The organism is Streptomyces sp. NPDC056373 (assembly GCF_042262425.1).
Taxonomy (GTDB): Bacteria; Actinomycetota; Actinomycetes; order Streptomycetales; family Streptomycetaceae; genus Streptomyces.
The window spans coordinates 431961-457456 of the sequence record NZ_JBHJPX010000001.1; the positions used below are offsets into that span (position 1 = coordinate 431961).

Below are 25496 nucleotides of genomic sequence, written 5' to 3' on the forward strand. Positions count from 1 at the left end.
CCATGACCGATCACGAGCACGCCGCGACGGGTCCGGGACCCGGCTCCGGCCCGCGCCCCGCACCGGGCGCAGGGCCGCAGGGTGCCGCGCCCGCCGCGGGCTCCGCACCCGGGCGCGCGGACGCGGCGGGACAGGAAGGAGCACCCGGTACGGCCGCCCCCGCCGACGAAGCCGTCCCGGCCGGCCCTCCCCACGCGTTCCGCCGCGACCGCCGTCACAAGACCCTGGCCGGTGTCTGCGCCGGGCTCGGGCGGCAGTGCGACATGGACCCGGTGATCTTCCGCATCACCCTCGCCGTGCTCTCCGCCACGGGCGGCCTGGGTCTCATCTTCTACGGCTTCGCCTGGCTCTTCGTCCCGTACGACGAGGAGGAGAACGAGGTCCGCAAGCTGCTCACCGGCCGCGTCGACGGCCAGGCCCTGGCGGCCGTGCTGTTCGCACTGGTCGGCTGCGGGGTGTTCCTGACGATGCTGAACAACGGCGGGGTCCTGACCTTCGCCGTCGTCCTGTCCCTCGTCCTCGCGGGTGCCGGGTACTGGTCGCGCCAGCGCGGCGCCCCCGGCCCCGACCCCCTGGCCGCCCAGGCCGTCGCGGACGCCCCGCCGGAGCCCCAGGCGCCGCCGGTGTTCCTCACCACCCCTTCCTGGTGGCGCGACCCGATCGTCAAGGACGGCACCCACATCGGCGGCACGGGCTACCTGTGGGGCCCGCGCGACACCCGCGACCTGGACGCCGCCGCAGCCGTCAACATCGGCCTCGGCGTCCGGCCCCGCGCCCGCGAGGAGATACCCGCCGAGCGCCCCCGGCCACCCCGGCCGCGCGGCCCCCGCTGGATCGGCGGCTGGGTCTTCCTGCTGGCCCTGCTCGCGGGAGCTCTGGGCACGAGCCTCACCTGGGAGGGCCGTCCGCTCGGCACCAGTCTGCAGACGGGGCTGTCCTGCGCGCTCGCCGTTCTCGGCCTGGGCATAGCCGTCAGTGCCTTCCTGGGCCGGACCGGCGCGGGGTCGGTCTTCCTGGCGATCATCACGGCCGGTCTGCTGGCCGGTGCGGCGGCCCTGCCCAAGAGCGTCGACACGCACTGGGTGCGCACCACCTGGCAGCCCGCCGCCGTGGCGGACGTACGCCAGCGCTACGACCTGGGCACCGGCGTGGGCACCCTGGACCTCAGCAGGCTGGACGTGTCCGGGAAGCAGACGGTCACGACGCGGGCGGAGGTCGGCGTGGGCAAGGTCCGGGTGGTGGTGCCCGACGACGTGACGGTCCGGCTGGACGTGGAGGTGGGCGTCGGTGACCTCCAGCTGCCGGGCGACGACCCGAAGGACGTGGACGTGCAGCCGGGACGGCACAAGCGGATCACCCTCTCCCCCGCCGGGGGCGTCGAGAAGTCCGGCACCATCGACCTGGACCTCCAGGTCGGCATGGGACAGGCGGAGGTGGCCCGTGCTGCGTCATGAGGTCCAGCCCGGGAAGCTGGTCGCCGGCACCGTCCTCGTGGTGGCGGGAGTCCTCTACGCCGGTGACGCGGGCGGTGCCTGGCGGACCCCGTGGTTCGTGGTGCTCCCCCTCGTCACGGGCGGGCTGTGCCTGGCGGGTGCCGTGGCGCTCCTGACGGGCCGTGTGCGCAGGCGCCGTCGGGGAGGCCGTACGGGCGCGGACCCGGCCTGACGGTGAGCGGCTCCCTACTGGTAGCCGCCGCGGTTGCGTCGTCGTGACCGCAGCGCGGCGTCGAGGGACAGCAGGGGCGCACCCGCCAGGATCAGCGGGGTCCAGGCCATGAGGTAGGCGAGGTCGTTGCCGTAGTAGTACGGGTCGGAGGCCCAGCTCACGGTCAGCCACAGGCTGAGGGAGATCAGCGCACCGCCGAGTGCGGCCAGACGGGCGAGCAGGCCGAGCAGGGTGCCGATACCGACGGCGAGTTCCCCGAAGGCGATGGCGTAGCCGAATCCGACGGGGCTCTTCAGGGAGAGGTCGACCAGGGCGGGAATGGCGGAGGAGTCGCGTACGGCCCGCATCATGTCGCCGATCGACCCGGTACCGGAGTCCCTCATGAAGGCGCTGTCGGTGAGTTTGTCCAGGCCGGCGTAGATGAAAGTGACGCCGAGGAAGATGCGCAGCGGCAGCAGGGCGTAGCGGGTGGCGTTGTCGCGCCAGCCTCCCCCGTTGCCGAAACGGGGGGTGTGCGTGTCCGTTCGCATGCTGTGCGTCATCGCTGCTAGCCGCCTCTCGCCCGCCGGTGCCGAGACCCCCTCAACAGACGATACGTACGGCGGCGGGGCCGCGCTCAATCATGGGCGAACTGCTCAGGCCGTCCTGCCGGGGCCGGGTGCCTCGGGGGCGCGGTGCCTCAGGGGCGGGATGCCTCAGGGGCGCGGTGCCTCAGGGGCGGGATGCCTCAGGGGCGGGATGCCTCAGGGGCGGGGTGCCTCAGGGACGCGGGCGCGGTCGCGGCTGCCCCGCCAGGCCGAGCCGCCCGCCGCCCCACCGGCCGCACGGTCGCACGGCCGCACCGGCCGCAGCAGCTCTCACTCCGTCACGTCGACCGCGTACCGGTTCGTCTCCACCCCCGCCGCGGTGACCACCTGCACCTCCACCCGCCCCGGTTCCACGTCCGCCGGCACCGGCACGGTCAGCAGCGTGTCCGTGGGGTTGCGAAACCCGCCGGGCACCGGCACCAACGGCACGTGGACGTGCACCGCCCCCACGCGCACGACCATCCGGGCCAGCCGGTCGGCGCCCTGCGCCCCGGGCGGCACGAACCCCGCACCGCGGATCTCGATGTCGTCCCCGGTGCGGATCGGCCCGTCCAGGTCACCGGCCTCCCGGGACCGGACCACGGAGAGGATGACCGGCCGACCGCCCTCCGCGTACTTGCCCGCCAGGTAGGTCCCGCCCGAGACCAGCACCACCACCGCCAGTCCCCACGGCAGGTCGGGCAGCTGCTCCGGGTGCCTGGCCAGCCGTACCGCCGCGAAGACCAGGGCGACCGCGCTGATCGCGACGTACTGGATGTCGGCGAAGGTGCCCCGCCCCGCGTCGTCGGTCAGCAGGTCGGCGGCCCGGGGCCGGTCGGCGCGCACCTTCTGCAGCCGCTGGCCCAGCACCCGCAGCCCGACCACCCGCCGCACGAGCACGGCGATCCCGCAGACCACGGCGAGCACGGTCACGAGCCCGGCGCCGCGGGCGATGTCCAGCCCGGACAGCAGCGTGTCCCGCTCCCCCTGCCGGGAGGCGGCGGCCAGCCGGCCCGCGAGGACGAGCACCGAGTAGGCCACGAAGAGCACCCACGCCGCGGCGACCGTACGGGAGGTGGACAGCCGGTTGTCCTCACCGATCAGGGGCGCCAGCACCCCGCCCTTCGCCCGGTGGAACCAGGACGCGGCGGTCAGCGACAGGGCCGTCACCAGCGCGGCGGCCAGTCCGGCCGTGCGCGCCGCCGTCCAGCCCGCACCGACCGCGGTGAGGGCCTGCCCGAGCAGCAACAGCACCACGGCGGCGCCCACCACACCCGCCGTGCGCCGCCACAGGCCGGTCAGCCAGGCCTGCCCCTCGGCCCGCCCCCGCTCCGCGACCTGCTCGGCGGACTGGGCCAGTTCCTCCGAGATCCACTGGCGTGAGGCCGACGCGGAGTGGGCCACCGCGGCCGGCAGTCCGTGCCCGGCGGCGAACTCGTCCCGTCGGCGCAGGAACGCGGCCACGGCCCGCCGGTGCCCCTCTCGCGCCCCGTGCGGGCAGTCCCCGCAGGCACAGCCGCCCTGGTGTGCGCCGCCGGACCCGACCGGGTGGCCGGCGAGGCGGCCCCCGCCGTGGCCACCCGCGTACTTTGCGGCACAGGCGCCCGCGTCCGCGCCGCCCTGCCTCGCCTCTCGCACCGCCACGCCCGACGCCCGCCTTCCCGCGACCCAACCACCGCCGGCCTTCCGGATGCCGGAAACGCCGCTGCGCAACTCCCGTGCGACGACAGCGAATTGTGCCCTACATCAACCGGTTCACGTCGGCTCGGCGTGGTCAACACGGGTGAAGTCCGGCGCGCCCTGTTGACGCCGCCGGGAGCGTTCCCCTATAGCCGAGGATCATCCGGTGTGACGGCACCTGCTGCCAGGGAGCGGGCCTGCGTGGTGAAGTGTGGGCCTCTGACAACCCGGACAGCAGGGAGCGCTTCTCCGATGACGGCACAGCCCGCACACCCTGAGCGCACCGGCCCCGGGACCGCCCCGGTCACGGATGTCTCGCCGTTCAAACCTGCCCTCGTGAAAGCGGTGTTCCGGGACGTGAGCCCGCTGCACGTCTCGCGGTCGGCAGCGTGGGCCGCCGCGGCGGTGACGCGGACCGTGCTGACGGAGATCATCGACGGGGCGAGGAGAGCGGCGGCGGAGGAGGCCCGGAGGAAGCTGGTTCCCGGGGACCTTCGCTCGGCGATCGGCCGGAACGTCGAGCTGGAGGTGGGGAGCCAGTGGTACGGCCACAGCGCGACGTTCTACGGCAGGCGCAGCAGGTCACGCAAACCGAGTGCCGTGGCCGGCGCCCACAGGTTCGAGGCCGCGGTCAGGAAGCTGCTGCGGAGCCAGGGGGCGGCGGCCGTCCCGGTGACGGTCCGCGACCTGGACGGAATCGCGAGCGCGTTCCTGACGGACCTCGCCCGGGACGCGGCCATGGTCGTCCGCGAGGGCGGGGTCAAACGATTCGGTACGGTCATCCTGGAGACACCGGGCGAACCGACCTCGCCGCCGCCCCTCGATGATTCCCTTCTGGCCCTGTCCGTCCGCAGCGGGGACGTGCGGACCATCGGCAGGGACGACGTCCTGGCCGCCACCACGATCCAGTTGTTCGGCGGCGTCAGGCAGCGAGCCCTCACCGAAGCACGCGAGGCGGCACAGAACACGTCGGCCGGCTGAGCGGGGGCGACCGACATCGCCGCCCGCGCCCTCATCCGCCACCGCGGACCCGCCACAGGAAGTGGCCTCTAGGCCAGCAGGCCCGGTTCGCTGCGGCTGACGTCCTCCCACATGGGCTGGTAGTTGATCCACGCCACCAGGTCGCCGCCCAGCTGCTCCCGCGTCGCGACCGCCATCCGGTGGTCGATGCGGACCGGCCGCCCGGCCGCCTGCGCCGTCAGCTGCACCTGGCAGGAGCGCTCCATCGACACGAACCACCAGGCCGCCGCGTCCACCGAGTCACCGACGGTCAGCAGCCCGTGGTTGCGCAGCACGAGCGCCTTGCGGGAGCCGAGCACCTCGGCGATGCGCCGCCCCTCCTCCGCGTCGACGGAGACGCCGGTGTACGTGTCGTAGAGGGCGTGGTCCTCGTAGAAGGCGCAGCTCTCCTGGGTGATCGGCTCCAGGAGTTCGCCGAGGGCCGCGAGCGCCCTGCCGTGCACCGAGTGGCAGTGCGCGACGGCGACCACGTCCGGCCGGGCGGCGTGGACCTGGGCGTGCACGGTGAAGGCGGCCTGGTTGACGTGGTAGGCACCCTCGACGACCTGACCGTCCTGGTTGGCGAGCACGAGGTCGCTCACGGTGACGTGCCGGAAGGGCATCCCGAACGGGTTGACCCAGAAGCAGTCGGTGAACTCCGGGTCGCGGGCGGTGATGTGCCCGGAGACGCCGTCCTCGAAGCCGAGCCGCCCGAAAATCCTCAGGGCGCCCGCGAGCCGTTCCTTGCGGTGCCTGCGCTCGTCCTCGACCGACTCGTGCATCGGCGGCATGGCGAACCGCAGCCGGTCGGTGGGCAGGGGCAGGGGCGGCGTGGGCCCGTGCATAGGTCCTCCAGCAGTGGTTCTGCGTACGGGCGGAAATTACCGTCCGTGAGGCCGGGAAGAACAGAAGCGGTTCGTGAAGATGCCACGAGCGCCCCTGTGAGCACCCTGTGCCCATGCGTGTGCCCCCTGGCTCCCACACCCCACGAATAGCCGACAAAAGATGTCGGAATTCGGCGCGACACTCTTCCCATGACAGCGAACTGGGCGGCTTTCGCCGCGGCCGAACCGGATCTGGCCGGCACCGTCGAGAAGCGATTCGGCGCCTGCACGCACCACGTCCTGGCCACCCTCCGCAAGGACGGCTCGCCCCGCACCAGCGGGCTGGAGGTGCGGTTCCTGAACGGCGAACTGTGGCTCGGCATGATGCCGGACTCCCTCAAGGCCCTTGACCTGCGCCGCGACCCGCGCTTCGCGCTCCAGACGAACCCCGGGGAGGGCACGGGCATGGGCGGCGGCGACGTCCGGATCAGCGGCCGGGCGGTCGAGGTCGACGACGTGGAGACCAAGGCCGGATACGTCGAAGAGGTGGAACCGCCGGAGCCGTTCCACCTCTTCCGCACCGAGCTGACGGAGGTCGTGAGGACCTACGTCGAGGACGACACGTACCTCGTCGTCCAGGTCTGGACGCCCGGCGCTGCCCTGCGCACGATCAAGCGCACGTAGGAGCCGGCTCCGGGATCACTCCCACTCGATGGTGCCCGGCGGCTTCGAGGTCACGTCGAGGACGACCCGGTTGACGTCCTTGACCTCGTTGGTGATGCGCGTGGAGATCCGGGCGAGGACCTCGTACGGCAGGCGCGACCAGTCGGCCGTCATGGCGTCCTCGGACGAGACGGGGCGCAGCACGATGGGGTGGCCGTAGGTGCGGCCGTCGCCCTGGACGCCGACACTGCGGACGTCGGCGAGCAGGACCACCGGGCACTGCCAGATGTCCCGGTCGAGGCCGGCCGCGGTGAGCTCCTCGCGGGCGATGGCGTCGGCCTCGCGCAGCAGGTCCAGGCGCTCCTTGGTGACCTCGCCGACGATGCGGATGCCGAGGCCGGGGCCGGGGAACGGCTGGCGCTGGACGATCTCGTCCGGCAGGCCGAGCTCCTGGCCGACCATGCGGACCTCGTCCTTGAACAGCTGGCGCAGGGGCTCGACGAGCTCGAACTCGATGTCGTCGGGGAGGCCGCCCACGTTGTGGTGGGACTTGATGTTGGCCGTGCCGGTGCCGCCGCCGGACTCGACGATGTCCGGGTAGAGGGTGCCCTGCACGAGGAAGGCGACCTCGGGGCCCTCCTCCTGGAGGATCTCCAGCTGCGCCTGCTCGAAGACCCGGATGAACTCGCGGCCGATGATCTTCCGCTTCTGCTCGGGGTCGGAGACCCCGGCCAGCGCCTTGAGGAACCGCTCCTCGGCGTCCACGACCTTCAGCTGCACGCCGGTCGCGGCCACGAAGTCCTTCTCGACCTGCTCGGTCTCACCCTTGCGCATCAGGCCGTGGTCGACGTACACACAGGTCAGCTGGGAGCCGATGGCCTTCTGGACGAGGGCCGCGGCGACCGCGGAGTCCACGCCGCCGGACAGGCCGCAGATGGCGCGCCGGTCACCGACCTGCTCGCGGATCGCGGCGACCTGCTCCTCGATGACGCTGCCGGTCGTCCAGTTCGGCGTGAGGCCCGCGCCCCGGTACAGGAAGTGCTCCAGAACCTGCTGCCCGTGGGTGGAGTGCATCACCTCGGGGTGGTACTGGACGCCGTAGAGCTTCTTCTCGTCGTTCTCGAAGGCGGCGACCGGGACGACGTCCGTGGAGGCCGTGACGGAGAAGCCCTCGGGGGCGGCGGAGCAGGCGTCGCCGTGCGACATCCAGACGGGCTGCTCGGCGGGGGTGCCCTCGAAGAGGGTGGAGGACACCTTGGAGACGTGCAGGTCGGTGCGGCCGTACTCGCGGGCGCCGGTGTTGTCGACGGTGCCGCCGAGGGCGCTGGCCATCAGCTGGAAGCCGTAGCACATGCCGAAGACGGGGACGCCGGCCTCGAAGATCTCGCGGTCGAGGCTGGGCGCGCCCTCCGCGTAGACCGACGAGGGACCGCCGGAGAGGATGATCGCCGCGGGGTTCTTGGCGAGCATCTCCCGGACCGGCATGGTGCTCGGCACGATCTCGCTGTAGACCCGCGCCTCGCGGACACGACGGGCGATGAGCTGGGCGTACTGCGCGCCGAAGTCGACGACCAGGACGGTGTCGGCGGCGTTGGCAGCGGGAGTCGCTGATGACACGGGGTGCCTTCCGGCGGTGGGGCGGGGGTCTTGTGCCACCCGATTCTACCGGGGGGCCGCCGGGCTCCTTCCGTGTACCGGACGACCACCCCGTCTCAGGATGCGAACCGGCTTGGACGGCCCCGGGGCGGGGTGCATACTTGGCCGCATGTTCCAGCAGCAGACGTTCGTCTTTACCTATGGCATCCGGCCCGCCGGACGCCATGGTCGTGCTGCTTGAGCAACTGACGAGCGACTTCCCAGGCGCCCCGGGCCGACAAGGCCCGGGGCGCCTGTCGTCGTCCGGGCCGTGTCGCCCCGGGGCGGCCCCCGACGACGAGGAGCCCCCTATGACCGCCACCGACACCACGACCGCCATCGACGTGACCGGCGCCCGCACCCCCGAGGCCGCCGACGTGATCACCGGCGCGCGCGAGCGGATCGACGCGCTCGACGACCGGATCATCGGCCTGATCCAGGAACGGGTGGCCGTCTCGGCCGTCATCCAGCAGGCACGGATCGCCTCCGGCGGCCGGCGTGTGAATCTCTCCCGCGAGATGGACGTCCTCGGTCACTACAGGGACGCGCTGGGCAAGCCGGGCACCGCGCTCGCGATGACCCTGCTGGAGCTGTGCCGCGGCAAGATCTGAAGCCCCAGTGGACCGGGTCCCCGTTCCAGGGACAGACGTACGCACCTCTCTCACCCGTACGGCGCGTGACCGCCCCCCGCACCGCGTCGTTGTCCCGTTGTCCGTGCCAGCCAGGGGCGGGCCCGAAAGAACCACGCGTGGCTCACTGGGGCGATGAGACGCACGGATCGTGCCGTGCGTCGTGGGACCTCGCTCCAGGGAAGTGACCGGACGGCAGGGGACAGCAGCCCGGTCACCCATGAGAACGGTCGGCCCCGGGGACGCCCGGGGCCGACCGGCGGACCCTGCATAAATGCACAAGTCTGGGTCAAACGGTTGCGGGCGCCGCGTTCATCCAGCACGATGCGTACACAGCCCAAGTCCCCCCGCGGACACCCGCATTGCCCCACTGCCAGAGGTACGGACCAGCGGCGCAACCCCCCGGCGCCGCTTCCAGGCACCGGCGCTGCCCTGACGTCGGTGCTGACGAGAAGAAGGGCCCCGCGGCTCCACCCCGCGGGGCCCTTCGCTCTGCCCCGGTGCCGGTCACCGTCCGGCAGGCCAGGTCCGGGTCAGGTCAGGTCCGGGTCAGGTCAGGTCCGGGTCCAGTCGGGTCCGGTCAGGTCCGGGTCCGGTCAGCTCCGGCTCCGGTCGGGTCCGGTCAGGTCCGGGTCCGGTCAGCTCCGGCTCCGGTCAGGCCGGGTCGCGCGAGGTCAGGTGCGGGTCACCCTCCCGCAGTGCCCACCGTCGCCGTGGTCGATGTCCTTGCTCCGGTCGTACGGGTCCGTCGCCGGGCCGCTCGGGTCCGGGCCCGCGGACCGGCTCGACGGGAACCCCGGGTGCAGGTAACCGTCGTAGGCGTCGCAGGAGGAGTTGCCTATCTCCTGGTCGTACTTCACGAGCAGCAGCCGACCCGGCGTGACCCGGTACCGGGCGGGGTCGGCGAGTTCGACGTCGAGAACTCGGCGCACGATGGTGCGGGCGACCTCGGGAGGGCCGTCGGCCCGCACGACGGGGTAGACGAAGGTGTAGTCGGCGCGCACCGCCACGCCCCCTTGTGTGCCCTTCTTGAACGTCATGCGCCCGCGGACCTTGATCACGTCGCCGGCCGGCCGGACCTCGTCGGGGTCGAAGCGGCTGAACAGCGTCACCGGGTCGTGCTCCCTGCTCGGGGAGCGCAGCCCGGTGTCGAGGTCCTCGAAGAGCTCGGGCTGCTTGGGGTCGAGCACGGAGAACGCGGCAGCGGGGCGCGCGCCCCGTACGGTCTTCGGGTCGAGGTTGGCGCCCACGAGCAGCTTCTTGGTCAGCTTCAGCGCCTCTTCCACCCGGCCCGCGGGGACCGCGCCCACGGCCTTCGCCTCCGGCAGGACGATGCCGGCCTCGCCGTCGGCCCAGCGCAGGGCCGGGGAGCCGGCGAACGGCCGGTCCAGGGTGGGTGTTTCCGGGTCCGACGCACCGGGCGCGGCGGTCGGCGCCGCCGTCTCCGCGGGCAGGGGTGAGGCCTCGGCGGTCCCGGACCCCCCGGTGCCGAAGGGGTCGCCGGGCAGCACCGACGGCTTCAGGGCGACCAGCACCAAGCCCGCCGCGACGGTCACACCGAGCACGGCCCACAGCTTGCGGCGGCGGGTGGCGCGACCGTTCGTCTCCTGCAACGCCGGGCCGGTACGCCACCCGGGAGGCTGCTCGCCCCGGGCGTCCTGTGCACGCAGGCGCTCGGTCACCATGCGGGCCCGCGCGGAGGGCTCCTTCGGGGCGGAGGAACGGATGTCCCGCTCGGTGTCGCGGATGAACTGCTCCCAGACGTCGTCGGGGAGGCCGGAGGCCGACGACGAATCGCCGGACGGTTTCTCAGACACGAACCCAAGATCTAAGCGGGTGGCGAGCGCCTTCACAAGAAGGTCTTGGATGTGACTCAGCACACATAAAAATCCTGTGAATGGCAGCACAACCATTCACAGGTTTCACGGATCAAACCTGCCGAACCACGGGCCACTCCCGCGCCCCACACGCGGAGGCCTCCCCCAACGTTCGTACCGCATCCCGCGGTACGCCGGACTCTCCGAGGTCTTCATGAAGCTTCGCCGCGCCATGGCAGCAGCGGCCGCCACGGCGGTCATAGCCCCGGTGGCACTGCTCGCGGCACCGGCCGCGTACGCGACCGACGAAACCACGCCTACGCCGAGCACGTCCGTGAGCGAGTCCGCTCCCGAGACGTCGGCCTCGCCCTCCGCTTCCGAGTCCACGCCCGCCGCGAGCACCACGCCGGCTCCGAGCACGTCCGCGAGCGCGTCCGCTCCCGAGACGTCGAGCTCGCCGAGCGCGTCCGCGAGCGAGTCCTCCCCGTCGCCGAGCGCCTCCGAGCCGGAGGAGTCGGAGTCCCCGGACCCCGAGCCCTCGGTGTGCGAGGACACCAAGGTCGACGTCGGCATCACCGGCCTGCCCGGCAAGATCGCGGCGGGCAGCGGCTGGCACAAGTTCTCGCTCAACGTGCTGAACAACTCCGACTCCACCCTGAACGACCTCGACTTCTTCGCCGGGGCCTCCCCCGACAAGAACGGCGAGGAGCTGTTCACCAGCAAGCAGGTCCGGCTCCAGGCCTGGGACCCCCAGGACAAGACCTGGGTCGACCTCAACGAGGGCGGCTACGCGGTCGGTTACGTCGGCTACACCGACGAGCTGAAGGCCGGCTACGAGGTCGGCATCCCGCTGCGCCTCAACGTCAGCAAGTCCGCCCCGGTCGGCTCCGGCTTCTCGCTCGGCGCGACGATCTACGGCGACAACGACGACGAGTGCACCGGCTTCGGTGACGTGTCGTACAAGTTCCAGATCGTCTCCGCCGGTACGGACACCGACGGCACCAAGCCGCAGGAAGGCGGCAAGGCGCCCGTCACCGACGAGAAGCCGAGCGGCAACACGCCGGAGGTCACCGGCAGCCTCGCCGAGACCGGCTCCAGCTCCGCCCTGCCGATGATCAGCCTCGTCGGCGGTGCCGCGGTCGTCGCCGGTGCCGGCGCGATCTTCGTGGTCCGTCGCCGCAAGGCCGGCGCCCAGGCGTAAGCCACAGCGGCCGCCAGGCCGAAGCACCAAGCAGAAGAGGGACCTGCGCTCGGAGGGGGGTGCAGGTCCCTCTTCTGTGTGCCGGGTCGGGTTATTTCCTCGGCGGTACCGCCGGCATCCCCAGGAACGGCAGCCGCAGCGCGCCGAACGCCTCGGCCGGGACCGCCGGGGACTTGGGCTCGACGGGCTGGAGACGCTCGTAGGCCGTGCCCTGCTTCGGGCGCGGGTCGGACTCGCCCTTGTTGGGCCAGTACGACATCGCCCGCTCGGCCTGGGCGGTGATCGTGAGGGACGGGTTGACGCCCAGGTTGGCGGAGACCGCCGCGCCGTCGACGACCGAGATCCCGGGGTGGCCGAAGAGGCGGTGGTACGGGTCGATCACGCCGGACTCGCGGGAGTCTGCGATGGGGCAGCCGCCCAGGAAGTGGGCGGTGAGCGGGGTGCCCATCAGCTCCCCGACGTTGGAACCCGCGAAGCCGTTGATCTCGGCGGCCAGTGCCGACGCGCCCTCCGTCGCGGCCCTGATCTGCTTGGGGTTGGGGGCACCATGGCCCTGCCGGGCGGTGAGCAGGCCGCGGCCCGCTCCCGACGGCTTCAGGTACGTCGTCAGGGAGTTGTCCAGCGACTGCATCACCAGGCCGATGATGGTCCGCTCCGACCAGCGGCGGATGGACAGCGAGCGCAGCACCAGTAAGGGGTGCTTCGCCGCGTGGGCGAGGAAGCCCAGGACCCGTGACGGGCCCGAGTCCGTCCCGGCGTAGGGGACCTGGAGGATGGACAGGCCGCCCATCGAGTTGGAGCCCTTGCCGTAACGGACCGGCTCGATGTGGGTGTCGGCGTCGGGGTGGATCGAGGACGTGATGGCCACACCCCGCGTGAAGTCGGCCTTCGGCGCGCCGTGCGCCTTGCGGTAGCGCCGGTCGTCGGTCTGGGCGCCGACCAGGGCCTCGGAGTTGGTGCGGGTCAGCTCGCCCAGGCGGTCCGAGAGGTACGGCAGCTGGCCGCCCGCCTTCATGCGGTGCAGCAGGGTCTGGGTGCCGTAGGTGCCGGCGGCGAGGACGACTTGGCGGGCCGTGAAGGTGCGGCCCTTCTTCCTGCCGCGGTCGTCGGTGGGCAGGGTGGCCACCGCGTAGCCGCCGCGCGAGTCGTCGGTGACCGAGACGACCGTCGTCATGGGATGGACGACGGCACCGGCCTTCTCGGCGAGGTGCAGGTAGTTCTCGTTGAGGGTGTTCTTCGCGCCGTGCCGGCAGCCGGTCATGCACTCACCGCACTCCGAGCAGGCCTTGCGGGACGGGCCCGCACCGCCGAAGTACGGGTCGGGCACCTCCTGGCCCGGTTTCGCCGTCGCTGAGCCGTCGGCGTCCTCGCCGTCGCCGAAGAAGACGCCGACCGGGGCCATGTGGAAGGAGTCGCCGCACCCCATCCGCTCCGCCGCCGCCTTGAGATGGACGTCGGAGGGGGTCATGGTCGGGTTGAGCCGTACCCCGAGCATGCGCCGGGCCTGGTCGTAGTACGGCGCCAGCTCGTCCTGCCAGTCGGTGATGTCACGCCACTGGGGATCCTCGAAGAACGGCTTCGGCGGGACGTACAGGGTGTTGGCGTAGTTGAGGGAGCCGCCGCCGACGCCCGCGCCGGCCAGGACCATGACGTTGCCCAGCAGATGGATGCGCTGGATGCCGTACATGCCGAGTTTCGGGGCCCAGAGGTAGTTCCTGAGGTCCCAGGAGTTCTTCGGGAGGGACTCGCGGGTGAAGCGGCGGCCTGCCTCCAGGACGCCGACCTTGTAGCCCTTCTCCGTGAGGCGCAGGGCGGTCACCGAGCCGCCGAAGCCGGAGCCCACGACTATGACGTCGTAGTCGTAAACGTCCTGAGGCACGTGCCGTCTCCCCTTTGAGTGTCCGTGCGGGCCGTCAGTGGTGTTCGCGCAGTTCCCCGCGCCCCTGGAAGAAGGTCGGCTACCGGAACCGGAATGCCTTCATGAGGCGGAGGCTGCGGCTCATGAACTGGGCGTACTTCTCGTCGTCCATGCCCAGGGACGGGGCCATGGGGAGGACACGCTGGTGGGCGACCGTCTGGGCCTCGGTGTACTTGAGGATGCCCTCGGAGCCGTGGCGGCGGCCGAGGCCCGAGTCCTTCATCCCGCCCATGGGCGACTGGGCACTGCCGTACGCGGGTGCGTAACCCTCGTTGATGTTGACCGTGCCGGTGCGCAGACGGGCCGCGACCTCCTGGCCGCGGCGGCCGCTCTTCGTCCACACCGAGGCGTTCAGGCCGTACGCCGTGGCGTTGGCGCGCTCGACGACCTCGTCCTCGTCGGTGAAGCGGTAGACCGAGACGACGGGGCCGAAGGTCTCCTCCCCGCAGACGGACATGTCCGTGACGACCCCGTCGAGGATCGTGGGCTCGAAGAAGTACGGGCCGACGTCCGGGCGTGCCACACCGCCGGCGACGACCTTCGCGCCCTTGGCGACCGCCTCCTCCACGTGCCGCGTCACCGTCTCCAGCTGGCGCTCGCCGACCAGGGAGCCCATGTCGGCGCCGTACGCCAGGGACGTGCCGAGGCGCATCGCCTTCGTGCGGGCGGCGAAGCGCTCCAGGAAGGCGTCGGCGATCGACTCGTGGACGTAGAGCCGCTCGATGGAGATGCAGAGCTGGCCGGCCGAGGAGAAGCAGGCCCGGACGGCGCCGGCCGCGGCCTTCTCGATGTCGGCGTCCTCCAGGACCAGCATGGGGTTCTTGCCGCCGAGTTCGAGGGAGACGCCGATCAGCCGGGCGGCGGCGCCCTGGGCGACCTCGCGGCCGGTGCGGGTGGAGCCGGTGAAGGAGACGTAGTCGGCGTGCCGGACGACCTCGGGGCCGACGACCGGGCCGTCACCCAGGACGACCTGGAAGACGTCGGCGGGCAGACCGGCCTCGATGAGCAGGTCACGGGCCCACAGGGCGGTGAGGCAGGTCTCCGTGTCCGGCTTCATGACGACGGCGTTGCCCGCGGCGAAGGCCGGGAGCGCGTCGCCGACCGACAGCTCCAGGGGGTAGTTCCAGGGGGCGATCTGGCCGACGACACCACGTGCGTGGCGCAGCTCGGTGACCTTGGTGAGGGTCGGCATGGCGCCTGCGTGCCGCTTCGGGCGGAGGTAGGCGGGGGCCTTGCGGCCGTAGTGCCGGGCGGCGACCGCGACGGCCTGGACCTCCTCGTGGGCGTGCAGGCGGGCCTTGCCGGTCTCCAGCTGGATCAGGTCGAGCACCTCGGCCTGGCGCTCCAGCACCAGGTCGTGGAAGCGGAGCAGGACGGCGGCACGCTCCCGTACGGGGGTCTGCGCCCACACGCTCTGGGCGGTGCGGGCCAGTTCGAAGGCCCGCGCGACGTCCTCGGGCGTCGACTCGGGGAGGTCGGCCAGCTTCTCACCGGTGAAGGGCGTGTGGTTGGCCGTCCGGCCCGAGCCGATCACGCCCTTGGTGAGCTGGGCGACCAGCTCGGGCGTCACCACGTCCGCGGCGGTGCGGGCGCCCTCCGGGGCGGGGGCGAGGGGGTTCGTACCGGCCTGAGCCGTGCCGGTCTCTGCCGTCTTCTCGGCGGCCTGCGCGTCCGTCATGAGGCGCAGGGTATGCCGCGACGCAGGCTTTGGGTACCCGTCGGTAATACGGCTTCACCGACTGCACACACGACGCCAGTGACTGCTGGCAACAAACGTGCTGATCAGGACGTTGTGCGGTGGCGGACGCGTGTGATTCAGCCTTTTACGATCCCGAGCCGCTCCCGGGCCCCCTCGAACACCGAGGTGCCTTCCTGCTCCTGCGGTGTGCCCCTGGGCATGTCGACGCGCAGCTCGTACATGCGGTCGTCGTCGGTCCGGACGACCGCCCGCATGAGCCGCCTGGAAAGCTCGCCCCGGCGGTAGGCGGTGTCGGCGAGGGCGGCTTCGTGGCCCTGGACCCTGGTGCGGGTGTACCGGGTTTGTCCCCCGGCGTCGTGCGTTCTGGCCTGCTCCATCGGTGCGCCCGGGGCCTTGTCCCAGACGAGCAGGCGGACCTGGATCGCGCCCGTCGGCTCGTCGCCGTAGAGGGCGGTGCGGGGCTGGTCGGCCGTGCCGCCGGTCCGGCCCAGGGGCCGGTAGTGGCCGGGGAGATGGAGGACCGCCGCCATGTCCGGCTCGGCGTGCGGGGTCCAGGCGTCACTCACGTCGGCGGCCTGTCCGGCACTCTCCGCGCTGCTGGTGTCGGTGAGTTGGGTGACGGCCCCTATGCCACCGGCGAGCAACGCGGAGAGCAGGGCGAGGGGGCCGGGGCGAAGGAGGCTCTGGCGCTTCGGGGGCAGTGGGTCCTGCTGTGCCGGGGGATGGGGGTGTTGCTGCGCGAGGGGTATGGAGTCGTGCTGTCGCGCGGCGTCCGGTCCGGCGCCCGCAGCCTCGTCCGAGCCCACCCCGACCCCCGCGGGCACGGGACCGGAGTCCGCGACGGGCGCCGGAGCGGGCGGGCCGGAGTCCGCGGCAGAAACCGGGGCGAGCAGGCCGGAGTCCGCGTCAGACACCGAAGCGAGCAGGCCGGAGTCCGCGGCAGAAACCGGGGCGAGCGGGTCGGAGTCCGCGGCAGGCACCGGAGTGAGCCGCGCGGCCGGCGTGGAACCGAGTGGCGCGGCAGGCGTCGAACCGAGCAGGGCGGCACGCACCGGCGCGGGCTGTCGTGCGGTCCGGTCGGCGGGGTGGTGCCCTGTGTGCTCGGCCGCCCGGGGTGACTCGGTCCGTGCCGGTCCGGCCACCGCCTCCAGTTCCTTCGCCACCTCCTCCGCGTCCGGTCGCCGTTCCGGGTCCGGCACCAGCAGCCGGGCGATCAACGGCCCGAGGGGACCGGCCCGCGTCGGTTCGGGCGGTTCGGCTGCGAGGACCGCGGCGAGCGTGGCCTCCGGCGTGGTCCGCAGGAAGGGGGACGAGCCCTCCACGGCCGCGTACAGCAGCGCGCCCAGGGACCACAGGTCGGACGCGGGTCCGGCCATCCGGTCCGACATCCGCTCGGGCGCGACGAACTCCGGCGGGCCGGCGAACTCCCCGCTCCCCGTGCGGGGGTCCTCACCCTGCCCGTGGCCGATGCCGAAGTCGGTGACGACCACGCGCCGGTCCGAACCGAGCAGCACGTTGGCGGGCTTCACGTCCCGGTGCACGATGCCGACGGAGTGCGCCGCCCGCAGGGCACCGAGGACGGCGAGGCCGATCCGGGCGGCTTCGGGCACGTCGACCGGACCGCGCCGGAGCCTGTCCCGCAGGGACTCGCCGTGGACCAGCTCCATGACGATCCACGGCATCCCGTCGAGCGCCTCGGCCGCGTCGAGCTCGTCGGGGCCGACCGGGCCCGGGCGTTCGTCCCGCTGCTCCGGCTCGACGACCACGTCGTGGATGGTGACGGCGGCGGGGTGGTCGACGCGGGCGGCGGCCCGGGCCTCGCGGTGGAGCCGGTGGGCCGCCCGCCGGTGGCTCTCGTCCTCCGGTCCGCCCGGCAACCGGGGTTGCCTGACGGCGACTTCACGCTGCGCGTGTTCGTCGAGGGCCCGCCAGACGGTGCCCGTGCCGCCGGAGCCGATGCGCTCGATCAGCCGGTACCGCCCGCCGACCGTCCGGCCCCGGGCGTCGTCCGTCCCGCCCCCGTCGTTGCTCATGCCCCATCAGTACCCCGCGGGACGCTTTCTTGTCGACGCGGGGCGTCTGCGTGGGAGTTGGAGCAGCGCAATCAGGTCGTGCCGATGTCCGGGTCCTCGTCGCCGCGCTCACCGGCCCGCGTCCCCCGGCCGCTGATCGCCGCGCTCGCCGGCCCACACCCCGCACGTGTGCTGCGGCACCGTGGGGGCCTGTGCGGTACGGATCCGGCGGTCACGGGGTGGGAGCGGACGTGCTCGGGGAGGCCTGCCGGGTCGCCGGGGTCTTCGGCGTGGCCGGTGCGCTGCTCGTCGGGACGGGGCCGACGTCCCCGTCGCTCCCGTCCCTGAGCAGCGCCGCCGCGGACACCCCGGCTCCCGCCATCGCCGCGACCAGCAGCGCCGCGATGAGGGCGCGCCGCGCGGGCTGCCGGAGGAAGGGTTCCTCCGGCTGCTGCGGACCGCGCGGGTCCACCGGCGGCACGGGGGGCTGCCGGACGGGGAGATCCGGCGGTCGTCTGCGCGGTGCGGCCCCCACCGTCGGCGCGTATCCGGGTGGCGGCATCGGCGGCATACGGCCCGTGTCACGGAAGGCCCGGAGCATCCGCTCGGCCCGGCCCGCGTCCAGCCGCCGGTCGGGATCGCGCTCCAGCAGACCGCGTACGACGGGCAGGAGCGGTCCGGCCTGGGCGGGCGGCTGGATGTCGCCCACGACGACGGCGTGCAGGACGCCGCCCAGCGAGTCGCGGTGGAACGGCGACTCCCCGCTGAGGGCCGCACACAGCAGCGCGCCCAGTGACCACAGGTCGGACTCGGGCCCGGTCCTGACCCCCGACATCCGCTCCGGCGCGGTGTATTCGGGCGAGCCGACGAAGGCTCCGTTCTCGGTGAGCGTGGGGGTGCCCGCGACCTGGGCGATGCCGAAGTCGGTGAGGACGACGCGGTCGGTGCCGGTCTCCAGCAGCACGTTGTCCGGCTTGAGGTCGCGGTGCAGCACCCCGGCCGCGTGCGCGACGCCCAGCGCGCCGAGCAGGGCGATGCCGATGCGGGCCGCTTCGGCGGCGTCGACCGGGCCCTGGTGGGCGAGCCGGTCGGCGAGGGAGCCGCCCTCGATCAGCTCCATGACGATGTAGGGACGTTCACCGTCCTCGACGACGTCGTGGACGACGATGATGTGCGGGTGGCTCAGCTGGGCCACGGCCCGGGCCTCACGCAACGTGCGGTCCCGCTGCCGGCGCGCCTGCGCCGCGGAGAGCGTCTCGTCGTAGGGGAGCTCCTTGACGGCCACGCTCCGGCCGAGGAGCTGGTCGGTCGCCCGCCAGACCACTGCCATGCCGCCGCGACCGAGCCTTGCCTCCAGGCGATAACGCCCCGCGACCACACGGAAGTCGGCTCCCTCGGTCCCCATGCGCCCCATCATGCCGCAGACGGCGACGGCGCCCACGAAATCCGGTCGCCGCCCGGCACGCCGGTGTGCCTACCGGGGCTGTTGCCACCCCTGCAGTACCCACTTGAACTGCTTGCTCGTCCTCGCCCAGTCCTCTTGCGGTGAGGACATGTAGATCGCGTACTCGACGCCGTCCCGCGAGAAGTACGTCTCCTCGATGGCGTGGCGCGGGCCGGCGACGTAGGGGGGATCCTTGGCCAGCGCCGTCCAGGTGTACTCCCACAGCGAGCCCTTGCGGTCCCGGTAGGTGTTGTCCTCCATGGTCACCCGCTTGTAGTTCACCAGCCTCCGGACCTGCTGCTCGAGGTCCTCCTGGTGGGAGCGGGCGTCGGCGAAGTCCGGTGAGGTGTCGATGGCGATGCGGACGAAGTGCCGGCCGCCGTCCGGCGAGTAGTCGATCTGCTTGAGCTCGCCCTGCGGGCCGAAGGGCTTGCGCTTCCAGCCCTTGGGCAGGTAGAGGCTGAACCCCACGGGATCCTCGTAGCGGATCCAGCTGTCCGGAACCGATCCGCCGGCCGCCTGCGTGCTCGTGGACGTCGTCGAGCCGGATCCGTCGCCCTGCTGCGGTCCGTTCCACTGCTGGAGCACCACGGCCGTGCCCCCGCCGATGATGGCCGCGAGCGCGACCACCAGGGCCAGGGTGCGCAGCCGGCGGCGCCTGCCCGGACCGGTCGGCTGCTGTCCCGCCGCGGGGCCGACCACGGTGGGGCCGTAGGGCGGAGTTCCGGCCGTGGACGTGCCCCCGGCCGGGTTGCCGGCCAGGGGCGGGAGCGGCGTCCCGGTGTGCGACCCCGAGCCGGTGCCGATCGAGCCCGTGCCGGTCGTGCCGGTGGCCGTACCGCCGGTGGCCGTGCCCGTTCCGCTGTGGTGGTCGCGGTACGGCGTCGTCCCCGCGTACTGCGTCGGCACGTACGCCTGCGCCCCGTTCGGCCGCCGCCCCTCCGCCGCCTCGGCGAGCATCTGCTCGGCCTCGGGCACGTCGGGCCGGGTGGCCGGATCCTTGCGCAGCAGGGCGGTGATGACGGGGGCGAGCGGACCGGCGTGCCGGAGCTCGGCGGCCTCCTCCTCGACCACGGCCTGCATGGTGGTGAGCGGTGTGGTGCGGCGGAAGGGCGAGCGGCCCTCCACGGCCGTGTAGAGCGTCGCGCCGAGTGCCCACAGGTCGGAGGAGGGGCCGGGGTCGTGGCCGCGCACCCGCTCGGGCGCCAGGTAGTCGACCGAGCCGACGACCTCTCCGGTGCGGGTGATGGTCGTGTCGCCCTCGATCTGGGCGATGCCGAAGTCCGTGAGCAGCACGCGCCGGTCGCTGCCGAGCAGGACGTTGCCCGGCTTGATGTCGCGGTGCAGGACGCCCGCGGTGTGCGCGGCGCGCAGGGCCCGCAGCACCCACAGGCCGATGCGCGCCGCCTCGCGCGGCTCGACGCGCCCCTCCTCCTTGACCGCGTCGGCCAGGGAACGGCCCTCGACCAGTTCCATCACGATCCAGGGGCGGCCGTCGTGTTCCAGCACGTCGTGCACCGTGACGACCGCGGAGTGGTTGATCCGCGCGGCTGCCCTGGCCTCGGCCCGGGTGCGCGCCAGCAGGATCGCCTGCTCGCTCTCGGAGACGTAGAGGGCGGCGGTCAACTCCTTGATGGCGACCGCCCGGTGCAGCACCTCGTCATGCGCACGCCAGACCCGGCCCATGCCGCCACTGCCGATGGATTCGGCCAGCCGGTAGCGGCCCGCGACGAGCAGGCCCTGCATCTGATTCACGTTGCCCCGCAATGGTCTTGACAGGGTCAGCGTAAGGACCCGCCCTCACCCAGGGAACAAGCGGGGTACCACGGTGACCGCACTGTGACGGTTGTCGCCTGCCGGGACAGGAGGCAACCAGAGTGTGAACTGCGGCGTACAGGCGGCGCGCCGGTCGCTCACTTCGTCGCCTTGTACGTCGCCGCCGCCTGCTCGTAGAGCCGGGTCACCTCGTCCCGTTCGGCCTCCGGGCCGCGCACCTGGACCACGTGGTAGCGCCCCCCGACCAGCATCGCGAGGTTGCGGACGTACAGCTCGCCGCCGTCGCCGCCGGTCCAGGTGAACTGCCCCTCGGCCATGGTCCGTCCGCCCACCTCTATCGTCTTCAGCCCGGTGGAGGTGGCCCAGCTGGAGTCGCGGTACGGCTGCAACTCCGGCTCCTTCTCCCTCTGGTAGGCCATCGGATCCCGGCCGTGCTCGGACGCGCTGTCCCGGCCCGGTACGACGATGAGCTCGAAATCGCCCTTGGAGTAGACGACCTGGCCGCTGCCGCCCCGCACGGCGCGGCCCCAGCCCTTGGCGACGGCGACCTGGAAGCCCGCGGGGTCCTTGCGCAGGGTGAAACCGTCGCCGGCATCGGGCCCGGTGGTCTGCGTCTCGGTGGTACCGGCCGACGACGAGGGGCTCTTCCCCGGCTCGGGCGAGGTCTGCTCGGGCCGCGGCTCGCTGCTGGCGTCCGGCTCGGGCGCCTGACTCACCTCACCGGCGGCACCGGTGCGGTCCGTGCCGTCCGCGCCCTCACTGTCCGACTTGGGCATGAAGAGCATGGCGTAGGCGATCGCCGCGGCCATCGCGAGCAGGACCAGCAGGAGCAGGGTGCGGCCGAGGCGGCGCGGCGAACCGGACTCCTTCCTGGCCCGCTTGTGCCGCCCGTGATGCGCGGGCAGCCCTGCCTTGCGCCGGCGCACCAGCTCCCCCCGGCGCCGTACGACGGGCAGCCGGCGGGCGTCCACGGGCGGCGCCGGGACGACGTGCACCCCGGCCTCCGGCTCGGGCGCCGAGCGCACCAGCGAGCGCAGCCAGCCCCGCACTTCCTCGAAGTCGAGGCGCTCGGTGGGGTCCTGGCGCAGCAGCGACTCCACGACCGGCCGCAGCGGCCCGCACTCCTCGGCGTAAGCCGGCGGTTCCGCGCACACCATCTGCACCAGCTCGGCCGTCGACTCCTCCGGGTAGGGCGCATGCCCCTGTACGGCCCTGAAGAGCAGCGCGCCGAGCGCCCACAGGTCGGTCGCGGGGCCGATCGGCGCCGCCAACTGCCAGTTCTCGTGCACGGGTCCGGCCTGCTCCGGCGCCCAGCGCTCGGTCACCGGCCCGACCACGGCCATCCGCGCCTGCCGCGCCCGTTCGGCGGCCAGCGCCGTGGCCGGACCGCGCCGGGGGGCGTGGGTGTCGGCTACCAGGTCGTCCCACCGGGTGGACTCGCCCTGGGCCGCGGTCCCGGGGGCCGGTGGGAGCGCCGCATGCTCCGCCCCGCGCGGCGCCGGAGCGCCACCGGTCGTGCCGCGAGGCGTGGCGCCATGCCAAGCGGCCGGCCGTGGACCGCCGCTCACGCCGTAGGGGTCCGCGATCCGCCCCGGCGGTACGGCGCCAGGGGCCGTGCCCTGCCCGGGGATGTACGGCGGCTGCGACGATCCGCTGCCGTAGGAAGCCGCGTCGCCGTCCGGGGCGGGCCGGGCACCGGGCAGGGCTGCCCGCCCGCCCTGCTGAACCTCCTGCACCCGTGCGGCGGCCCGGGCACCCGCCCGGTAGGCCGCGATCGCCCCGGCACGCGCCGCTCGTGGGTCGCCGCCGCCCTCCACCGGTCCGCGCGCGGGCACCACCGGTGCACCGCTCGCGGAGTCACCTCCTGCCGAGGGCAGCCCCCTGGCTTCCCGGGCCTCTATGGCAGCGCGCCGCGCGGCCTCGGGATCACCCGCGCCCCCGATGCCACCGGCCGGCCCCGAACCTCCGGGAGCGCCGGCGCCGCGGACCGGCCCGGCCCCGCCGCCCTCCTGCCCCGACGGCTGACCGGACTCCTCGAAGGCCGGGTCCGGAACCGGGTCGTATCCGCACAGGGCCTCCTCGGCGGCACCCACCGCGAGCCCGGTCAGCATCACCCGGCCGTCGTCGCAGACGAGCACCGTCCGCGCGGTGATGTTCCGGTGCACCCAGCCGTGCGCATGCAGGACCCGAAGGGCCATCAGCACGTCGGAGGCCACCTCGGCCGCCCGGTACGGCGTCAGCGGTTTCTCGGCGAGCAGCGCCGCCAGCGGCCGCGCGGCCACCAGCTCACTGACGATCCACAGCGAGCCGCCTTCGGCGAACACGTCGAAGACCTGGTCGAGGCGGGGGTGGTCGGGAATGGCCGCGGCTGCCTGCGCCGCCTCCACCGCGCGTCGCACCACCGGGTCCGCGGGCCGCCGGGTGCCACCGCGTCCGCCGGGCCGCCGCGCGCCGCCGTCCCGGGCCGTGAAACCGTCGGGCAGCCCCTCCGCGTCGAGCACCTCGGCCTCGACCACCTCGGGCAACGGGATCTGCCGGACCAGGACTTCCTGTCCGCTGTAGGTGTCGAAGGCCCGGGTCTCGGTGAGTTCGTACTCGTCGGACGGAGGCAGCGGCAGGCGGTAGCGGTCGGCCAGCACCCGACCCGCGTAGTCGTCCACGTTGCCTCCCCCGGCAGCCCGGTCGGTCACATCCGTTCGCCCCACGGCCCGCTCCGACTGCGCACGGTCCGCAAATATTTACGATACGTGCCGCAGGCAACCCGCAACGGCGGGATGACCAGATCTCACTCCCCAAACCCCCGGGGCCTCATACTCAGGACTTGGGTTCGAACGTCTTCGTCAGGGTCCGCCACGTCTCCTTGCGCAGCGCGCCGTCCCAGTCGGACGCCTTCGCCGTGTACATCAGCGCGTACCCCTGCCGGTCGTCGACCACGAAACCCCGGTCGATCGTCCGGTACTTGGTGCCGCCGTCGCTGTAGGTGAACTCCCAGTCGGCCGCGTTCCAGCCGCGGTAGTCCACCTTCTCTATGCGGATCTTCCTGTACTGAGCGCGCACCATGTAGCGCTCCTGGTTCTTCCAGTCCGCCACCGGGTCGCCCTTGGGCGTGGACGTCCAGGCGATGAGCAGCTTCTGCCCGCCGGGGCCGGTGAAGCGGTCGCCCGCCGCGCCCGTGGACCCGAACTTCCAGCCCTTCGGCAGACCGATCGAGTACCCCTGGTTGCCCTGGTGAGTCGACTCCGCGGCGGTGCCCTTCCCGCCGGTGCCGCCCTCGTCCGGCGAACCGCTCGCCTTGCCGTCCGGCTTGCTGTCCGAGGCGGCTCCGGACGGCGCCGCCTGGCTCTCCGTGCCGTCCGTGCGCGTGCCGTCGCTCGCGTCGCCCTTGGTGTCCGCGCCCTTGCTGTCCGCGCTGTCCGACGCCGTGGCGACGGTCTTGCCGCCGCTCTTGCCGGAGGCCCCCTCCGAGCCCTTGTCGTCACCGCTGAGCGCGATGGCGAGCACGACGCCGATCACGGCGAGCACCACGAGCACCACGATGATCATCAGGGTCCGCCGCGGCACCACGTCGGTGAGCGGCGCCCGGGGGACCGGCCTCGGCGGCAGGTCCGGCGGCGGCACCACGGGCCATCCTGAACTCCGGCCTCCGGAAGCCGTCTTCGACTCCGGCGCACCCTGCTCACCGGCGCCCGCAGCGGCGGCGGACGCGGCCGAGCCCGAGGGCGCCACGGACGCACTCGCGGCGCCGGCCCGCCCGGCACCGCTGTCCGACGCGGAGGAGGCCGTACCCGCCGCCCCGGAAGCGGCCTCGTCGGCACCGGACCCCGCCGAGCCGGACTTGGCGGAAGCCGACTTGGCGGAAGCGGCCGTCGATCCCACGGCCGCGGATCCCGCCGCGGCCTTGCGCACGGAACGCAGTGCCCCGCGCAGCCGCTCCCCGGCTTCCTCGCCGCGCTTGCTCCCCGCGCCCGCCGAACTCCCCTTGCGCGAGGACCGGTCCGGCTGCGCGGGCAGCGGCACGACCTTCGTCGCGTCCATCGGCTCCGGCTCGGCAGTTGCCGGCGCGTGCAGCACCGAGTTCAGCATCGCCCGGGCGCCCGCGTCGTCGAGCCGCTGCGCGGCGTCCTTGGTGAGCAGCCCGTGGATGACGTCCGTCAGCGGACCGGCGTTCTTCGGCTCCTCCAGCGGCTCGGTCATCACGGCCGTGAGAGTCGCTATGGCCGACCCCTTGTCGTACGGCGGCGCGCCCTCCACCGCCGCGTAGAGCAGCCCGCCGAGCGACCACAGGTCGGCCGCCGGGCCCGGCTTGTGCCCACGCGCCCGCTCCGGGGAGATGTAGGAGGGTGCGCCGACGAGCATGCCGGTCGAGGTGATGGACGGGTCGCCCTCGACCTGGGCGATGCCGAAGTCGGTGAGCACGACCCGGCCGTCCTCGGCGATCAGCACGTTCGACGGCTTCACGTCGCGGTGCAGGATGCCCTCGCGGTGGGCGGACCGCAGCACGTCGAGGACGGCGAGACCGACCTCCGCGGCACGCTTCGGGTCGAGGAGACCGTCCTCCCGGATGACCTCGGCGAGCGACTTGCCCTCGACGAGTTCCATGACGATCCAGGGCCGGTCGTCCTCCTGGACCACGTCGAAGACCGTCACGGCGCTGTTGTTGCGGATCCGCGCGATCGCCTTGGCCTCGCGCAGCGTCCGCGTGATCAGCCGCCGCTTCTCCTCCTCGTCGATGTTCGACGGGAACCGCAGCTCCTTGACGGCGACCGTCCGCCCGAGGGTCTCGTCCTGGGCCCGCCACACCGTGCCCATGCCGCCGCGGCCGAGCACCTTGCCCAGCCGGTAGCGCCCCGCGAGGAGACGCTCCCTGTTGTCCTGACGAGTGTCCTGACGAGATGTGCCCGCCCGCTCCGCCTCCGACATGCGTCCCCTCATACAACCCGCCCTGACAGAGCCTCCATTGTCTCTCAC

18 protein-coding genes are annotated in these 25496 nt (G+C 73.0%); 6 read left to right on the plus strand and 12 right to left on the minus strand.

Going from position 1 to position 25496, the window contains the following annotated elements; genetic code table 11:
• The first annotated feature begins 2 nt into the window (after positions 1 to 2).
• Both ACFCXS_RS01990 and ACFCXS_RS01995 read left to right on the plus strand, forming a co-directional pair.
• Positions 3 to 1454 carry a PspC domain-containing protein gene (locus tag ACFCXS_RS01990; protein ID WP_376640995.1) on the plus strand — a complete coding sequence of 484 codons (1452 nt, stop codon included), beginning with the start codon at positions 3 to 5 and terminating at the stop codon, positions 1452 to 1454.
• Positions 1441 to 1665 (plus strand): hypothetical protein, encoded by a 225-nt coding sequence (locus ACFCXS_RS01995; RefSeq protein ID WP_376640997.1) that lies wholly within the window; start codon positions 1441 to 1443, stop codon positions 1663 to 1665. Before ACFCXS_RS01990 ends, ACFCXS_RS01995 begins: the two co-directional genes overlap by 14 nt.
• A gap of 14 nt (positions 1666 to 1679) precedes the next feature.
• Here ACFCXS_RS01995 and ACFCXS_RS02000 read toward each other — a convergent pair whose 3' ends face one another.
• Together ACFCXS_RS02000 and ACFCXS_RS02005 are read right to left on the minus strand one after the other, a co-directional pair.
• Positions 1680 to 2207, minus strand: coding sequence for a DoxX family membrane protein (locus ACFCXS_RS02000; RefSeq protein ID WP_376640999.1), 528 nt, complete (start codon positions 2205 to 2207; stop codon positions 1680 to 1682).
• Positions 2208 to 2522: 315 nt separating this feature from the next.
• The gene (locus ACFCXS_RS02005; protein ID WP_376641001.1) at positions 2523 to 3875 is read right to left on the minus strand and encodes a hypothetical protein; all 1353 of its coding nucleotides are present in this window, start codon (positions 3873 to 3875) and stop codon (positions 2523 to 2525) included.
• A 288-nt stretch (positions 3876 to 4163) separates the two neighbouring features.
• On the opposite strand from ACFCXS_RS02005, the gene ACFCXS_RS02010 reads away from it, so the two are divergent.
• Positions 4164 to 4892, plus strand: a complete 729-nt coding sequence (locus ACFCXS_RS02010) for a hypothetical protein (protein WP_376641003.1) — start codon at positions 4164 to 4166, stop codon at positions 4890 to 4892.
• A gap of 68 nt (positions 4893 to 4960) precedes the next feature.
• Here the strand turns inward: ACFCXS_RS02010 and ACFCXS_RS02015 are convergent, their stop codons facing one another.
• The gene (locus ACFCXS_RS02015; RefSeq protein WP_361868029.1) at positions 4961 to 5755 is read right to left on the minus strand and encodes a class II aldolase/adducin family protein; all 795 of its coding nucleotides are present in this window, start codon (positions 5753 to 5755) and stop codon (positions 4961 to 4963) included.
• A 189-nt stretch (positions 5756 to 5944) separates the two neighbouring features.
• Between ACFCXS_RS02015 and ACFCXS_RS02020 the strand changes: the two genes are divergently transcribed.
• Complete coding sequence (locus ACFCXS_RS02020; RefSeq protein WP_376641005.1) at positions 5945 to 6418, plus strand: pyridoxamine 5'-phosphate oxidase family protein; 474 nt, start codon at positions 5945 to 5947, stop codon at positions 6416 to 6418.
• 15 nt (positions 6419 to 6433) lie between these two features.
• Here ACFCXS_RS02020 and guaA read toward each other — a convergent pair whose 3' ends face one another.
• A complete protein-coding gene (guaA, locus tag ACFCXS_RS02025; protein WP_376641007.1) occupies positions 6434 to 8014 on the minus strand; it encodes a glutamine-hydrolyzing GMP synthase in 1581 nt (526 codons plus the stop codon).
• A gap of 329 nt (positions 8015 to 8343) precedes the next feature.
• Between guaA and ACFCXS_RS02030 the strand changes: the two genes are divergently transcribed.
• Positions 8344 to 8643, plus strand: coding sequence for a chorismate mutase (locus ACFCXS_RS02030; RefSeq protein WP_376641009.1), 300 nt, complete (start codon positions 8344 to 8346; stop codon positions 8641 to 8643).
• Between the two features lie 692 nt (positions 8644 to 9335).
• Here the strand turns inward: ACFCXS_RS02030 and ACFCXS_RS02035 are convergent.
• On the minus strand, positions 9336 to 10478 hold the full coding sequence (locus tag ACFCXS_RS02035) for a hypothetical protein (RefSeq protein ID WP_376641011.1): 1143 nt from the start codon (positions 10476 to 10478) through the stop codon (positions 9336 to 9338).
• 214 nt (positions 10479 to 10692) lie between these two features.
• Here ACFCXS_RS02035 and ACFCXS_RS02040 point away from each other — a divergent pair, with 214 nt between their 5' ends.
• Complete coding sequence (locus tag ACFCXS_RS02040) at positions 10693 to 11679, plus strand: LAETG motif-containing sortase-dependent surface protein (protein WP_376641013.1); 987 nt, start codon at positions 10693 to 10695, stop codon at positions 11677 to 11679.
• Positions 11680 to 11770: 91 nt separating this feature from the next.
• Here ACFCXS_RS02040 and ACFCXS_RS02045 read toward each other — a convergent pair whose 3' ends face one another.
• The 7 genes from ACFCXS_RS02045 to ACFCXS_RS02075 form a co-directional block, all read right to left on the minus strand.
• Entirely contained in the window at positions 11771 to 13558 is a 1788-nt protein-coding gene (locus ACFCXS_RS02045; protein ID WP_376641015.1) for a GMC family oxidoreductase N-terminal domain-containing protein, read from the minus strand.
• Positions 13559 to 13637: 79 nt separating this feature from the next.
• On the minus strand, positions 13638 to 15275 hold the full coding sequence (locus tag ACFCXS_RS02050) for a succinic semialdehyde dehydrogenase (RefSeq protein WP_376641017.1): 1638 nt from the start codon (positions 15273 to 15275) through the stop codon (positions 13638 to 13640).
• Positions 15276 to 15412: 137 nt separating this feature from the next.
• Positions 15413 to 17329, minus strand: coding sequence for a protein kinase (locus ACFCXS_RS02055; RefSeq protein ID WP_376641018.1), 1917 nt, complete (start codon positions 17327 to 17329; stop codon positions 15413 to 15415).
• Between the two features lie 211 nt (positions 17330 to 17540).
• Positions 17541 to 18713 (minus strand): serine/threonine-protein kinase, encoded by a 1173-nt coding sequence (locus ACFCXS_RS02060; protein WP_376641020.1) that lies wholly within the window; start codon positions 18711 to 18713, stop codon positions 17541 to 17543.
• Between the two features lie 69 nt (positions 18714 to 18782).
• Positions 18783 to 20498, minus strand: coding sequence for a serine/threonine-protein kinase (locus ACFCXS_RS02065; protein ID WP_376641022.1), 1716 nt, complete (start codon positions 20496 to 20498; stop codon positions 18783 to 18785).
• A gap of 167 nt (positions 20499 to 20665) precedes the next feature.
• On the minus strand, positions 20666 to 23188 hold the full coding sequence (locus tag ACFCXS_RS02070; RefSeq protein ID WP_376641024.1) for a protein kinase: 2523 nt from the start codon (positions 23186 to 23188) through the stop codon (positions 20666 to 20668).
• A 154-nt stretch (positions 23189 to 23342) separates the two neighbouring features.
• Positions 23343 to 25448: a serine/threonine-protein kinase gene (locus ACFCXS_RS02075; RefSeq protein WP_376641026.1), complete on the minus strand. Its 2106-nt coding sequence runs from the start codon at positions 25446 to 25448 to the stop codon at positions 23343 to 23345.
• Between the last annotated feature and the right edge of the window lie 48 nt (positions 25449 to 25496).